Below are 4,046 nucleotides of genomic sequence, written 5' to 3'. Positions count from 1 at the left end.
GTGGAAGCGGTCGATCATCTGCTTGAGCTCGGAAATAGCGCCCGGACCCTGCGCAAAAAAGCGCGGATCGGCGGCAAAAAAACCGATGGTGTTGTAGCCCCAGTAGTTCGTAAGACCCTTGTCGGTGAGGTGGCTGTCGTTCACGAACGCGTGAATGGGCAGGAGTTCGACCGATGTCACACCCAAGCCCTTGATGTGTTCGATGACTTCCTTCGTGCCGAGCCCTTCGAACGTTCCGCGCAAATGTTCCGGCACGGCGGGATGGCGTTTCGTATAACCGCGCACGTGGGTTTCGTAGAAGATGGTCTGTTCCCAGGGCACGCGAACGCGCGTCGGATTGACCCACGAAAAGCTCTGGTCGACGACCTGGCACTTTTGCATGAACGGCGCGCTGTCGCGTTCATCGAAGCTCAGGTCTTCGCCGTCGTCGTCGAGCGTGTAGCCGAAGACCGCCGGGTCCCATTTCAGCTCGCCCACGTGCGCCTTCGCATACGGATCGAGCAGGAGCTTGTTCGGGTTGAAACGATGGCCGTTTTCCGGTTCGTACGGACCGTGAACGCGATAACCATAGACCGCGCCCGGTTTCAGGCCGAACAGATAAACGTGGAAAACTTCATCGGTGTATTCGGGCAATTCGATGCGCTCGAGTTCCTTTTCGCCGTCTTTATCGAAGAGGCAGAGTTCGACTTTCGAGGCGTTCGCGGAGAACAGCGCGAAATTGACGCCCTCGCCGTCCCAGGTCGCGCCTAGCGGAAATGGCGAACCTTCGGCAATGCGGATATCGTGAGCCATGTATGCGGGTGTCCAGGTATTTGGGTAATGCTGTCAGTAGTTGATGCGCGCCGCCTGAGTCCGGAATCCGCAGGGATCTGAATCAGTCAAGGTGCAAAATGCATCGCTCAGTGTTTCGACGGGCAGAAATCAAGAGCAGGTTGCGTGCCTGTTATCGATCGCATTTTCCAGCAAGGTTTGGCGCGCATCCTGCTCGCGGCTTGCCTGCGACGGAACTCAACACCGCCACGTCATTTGTCCATCATTGATCCAGAGGCTTTCTCTTGCCCACTCGCCCCCTCTCCGTCAAATCAACGCCAGCCGGCACGTCCCATGGCAGCGCCGAGGAGAGCCGCGCGCTCGGCCGATCGTTGCGCGACACCACTCCCTTTGATGCCCACGCCGCCTGGCAACCGGAGCACGACCGGCCCGACCCGGTCGAACGCGTGCTTGCAAACAACGCAGGCAGACAGGAACGCCTCGTGCCGCTGAGAATGGCGCGCATGGCCGTTTCTCCGTTTGCGTTCCTGCGCGGCGCGGCAAGCGTGATGGCGTGGGATCTGGCGCGAACGCCGTCCATCGGGCATCACGTGATGATCGATGGCGACGCGCATCTCAACAATTTCGGCCTTTTCCGCACGCCGCGGCAAGACGTGGTCTTCGACCTGAACGACTTCGATGAAACCATCGTCGCGCCCTGGGAATGGGATCTGAAGCGGCTGACTGCCAGCATCAACGTGGCAGCGCGGGAAAACGGCGTCGATGCCAGCGGCCGCGAGCGCGCCGTGCGCTCGGCCTGCGCGGGTTATCGGACAACGATGTCCACGCTATGGCAAGTACCCGCCTACGACCTCTGGCAAATGCGCTCTTATGCGAGCGTGCTGCATATCGAGGCGCCCGTCGCGCTTGATTCGGCCGAAAAAGCAACGATCACGAAGGCCGTCGAGCGTGCGACCAAGCGCAGTCACGCGACCATGCTCGCGCGGGTTGCCGAGCCCGCGGGCAAAAGCTGGCGCTTTCGCGAGGACCCGCCCATTCTCACGCGTCTCGACAAAGCTGAGACGAACCATGTGATCGAAGGATTGCGGGGATACACGCAAACCATCGCCGGCGAGTGGCGCACGATGCTCGAGCGCTACGACGTGGCCGATGTGGCGCATCGGGTAGTCGGGGTGGGCAGCGTCGGGACGCGTGCGTATTTGTTGCTACTGCTCGGGCGCGCACATGGCGACCCGCTGTTCATGCAGGTAAAGGAAGGCATCGTGCCGGCCGCCGCGCCATTCATGCCGGCGATGCCAAAGCCTTTCAACCACCAGGGCCGGCGCGTCGTGCACGGGCAGCGCCTGCTGCAAAGTTCATCGGACCCGTTGCTTGGATGGACGACGATCTCGGGGCGCGACTTTTATGTCCGACAGATGAAAAACATGCGCGGCTCGATTCCCGTCGACTGGCTGCATGGCGCGACGTTGGACTTTTACGCTTGGTGCCTGGGCCTGTTGCTGGCACGCGCCCATGCCCGCACGGGAGATGCCGCGTTGATCGCGGGGTATTGCGGCAGCTCGGAGCGGCTGGACGCCGCATACGCGCGATGGGCCGAGCGCTACGGCGCGCAGACCGTCGACGATCACGCAGCTTTCGTGCAGGCGATCGCAGCGGGACGCGTAAAGGCGGCGCCCCCGGAAAAATCCTGACGATTGGCTCGACAGCTTGTTGAGCCCCTATCGCACAAAAAACCGGGGACGGAATTGCAACCGATTCGATATCATTGTCATTATCCGTTTCAATGAATGGTCGCCCGATCAGAACGACTCCAGCTTCCGCGGCGTTTCGGCCATTCGTTTATGGATTTGATTCAATGGCACATCCTTTGCTGCCGATTCTTGTGAACTATTTACGGAGGGAGCGACGCATGAGCATGGTTCAGGAATTCAAGGCCTTCGCCTTAAAAGGCAACGTGATGGATCTGGCGGTCGGTGTGATTATCGGCGGCGCGTTTTCGACCATCGTCAATTCGATCGTGAAGGATCTGATCATGCCGGTCGTCGGACTGGCGACCGGCGGGCTGGACTTCTCCAATTTGTTCATCAAGCTGGGCGAGATTCCACCGTCGTTCAAGGGTAATCCCGGCTCGTACAAGGATTTGCAGACTGCAGGCGTCGCCGTATTTGGCTACGGGTCGTTCATCACGGTACTGATCAACTTCATCATCCTGGCGTTCATCATTTTCCTGATGGTCAAGTTCATCAACAGCCTGCGCAAGAATGAAGCGCCCGCGCCAGCGCCTGCGACGCCGGAAGACGTGCTCCTGCTGCGCGAGATCCGCGACTCGCTCAAGGGTACGCCGCGCGTCTGAGGTGGAACCTGCCACTCACATCCACGATTGATTCAGGCGTGATACATAAAAGCCCGCGATGCTTGCCGCGGGCTTTTTGTTTTGTGCTCGCACTGTTGCGAGGATGCCAGTTCGTGACATTCGCTTGAATTTTCCTCGCGATTTTTGGCGCAGCGGGGTTTCGTAGGTCTATTATTGAGACATGAATGCCATGCGAGCCGCAGCAGGGTTTTCGGCAGAATTCGTGCGGCGCTGCACGACAGGTCGATTGACCCAGGTGCTGCGCCCTTACCCTGAATCGCCGTGAACCCACCACTTCGATGTGCTATAAAAGATCGACGTGTCCAGATAAACGAGCGGCCCGCCAGACGGGAGTGGCCGCATGAGGACGCTGCGTTTTTTGCAATTCTTTTTCAGGCGAATTTTTATGTCCTTCCCGAAAAAGCGTAGACGCGCGAAGGTCGACGGCGATGAGTCCTTCCTCGCCGTGCTCAGGCATTTCAAGCCGTTTGGCCAACTCGATACGAAGATCGCACGTGCTCGCGCCCAGGATGAACCGGTGTTGTATGCACATGTCCTGCCGGGGCTCGATGTACTTCTTTGCAGCGTGAGGGGTGCGCAACCGCCCTATCCAGCAGTGGAGGAATTGCACCGGCGGTGTATTGAGTGCATCACCAATGCGTTGGAACAGCCGATCGATGGGCTCGAGAATGGCGGGTATTGGTATGAGGCTAATGGGTTCGGAATTCTGGTCTTTGCCAGCCGGGCCCGAACGCAGATTTTGAGCGAGTTTGGTGCGACCGCGAGTTCGAGGGTTAGACGGGGGGCCCGCAGGCAGGATGCGGGGGATGCGGCTTCGAGGTTGAGGTAGGGCGGGGTCGGGGTTTGTGCCGGGTTGTTGCTCTTCAGGTCTTCGCGCGTTCCGTTCTAGCTGATCTTTTTC

Annotated in this window: 3 protein-coding genes and 1 pseudogene; 3 read left to right on the top strand and 1 reads right to left on the bottom strand. The window is 59.4% G+C overall.

The window, feature by feature from the left end:
- Window positions 1–792 (bottom strand): annotated as a pseudogene (locus ACFFAR_RS26765) (glycogen debranching enzyme GlgX); the annotation flags it as partial.
- A 263-nt stretch (window positions 793–1,055) separates the two neighbouring features.
- Here ACFFAR_RS26765 and ACFFAR_RS26760 point away from each other — a divergent pair.
- The 3 genes from ACFFAR_RS26760 to ACFFAR_RS26750 all read left to right on the top strand — a co-directional run bounded on the left by ACFFAR_RS26760 (window position 1,056) and on the right by ACFFAR_RS26750 (window position 3,974).
- The gene (locus ACFFAR_RS26760) at window positions 1,056–2,462 is read left to right on the top strand and encodes a DUF2252 domain-containing protein (RefSeq protein ID WP_375508778.1); all 1,407 of its coding nucleotides are present in this window, start codon (window positions 1,056–1,058) and stop codon (window positions 2,460–2,462) included.
- A 218-nt stretch (window positions 2,463–2,680) separates the two neighbouring features.
- Window positions 2,681–3,124, top strand: a complete 444-nt coding sequence (gene mscL, locus ACFFAR_RS26755; protein WP_062000815.1) for a large conductance mechanosensitive channel protein MscL — start codon at window positions 2,681–2,683, stop codon at window positions 3,122–3,124.
- Between the two features lie 361 nt (window positions 3,125–3,485).
- Window positions 3,486–3,974 carry a hypothetical protein gene (locus ACFFAR_RS26750; RefSeq protein WP_061999210.1) on the top strand — a complete coding sequence of 163 codons (489 nt, stop codon included), beginning with the start codon at window positions 3,486–3,488 and terminating at the stop codon, window positions 3,972–3,974.
- The last annotated feature ends 72 nt before the right edge of the window (window positions 3,975–4,046 follow it).

The organism is uncultured Caballeronia sp. (assembly GCF_964243625.1).
GTDB lineage: Bacteria > Pseudomonadota > Gammaproteobacteria > Burkholderiales > Burkholderiaceae > Caballeronia.
This window is presented reverse-complemented; position numbering and strand designations above follow the sequence as displayed.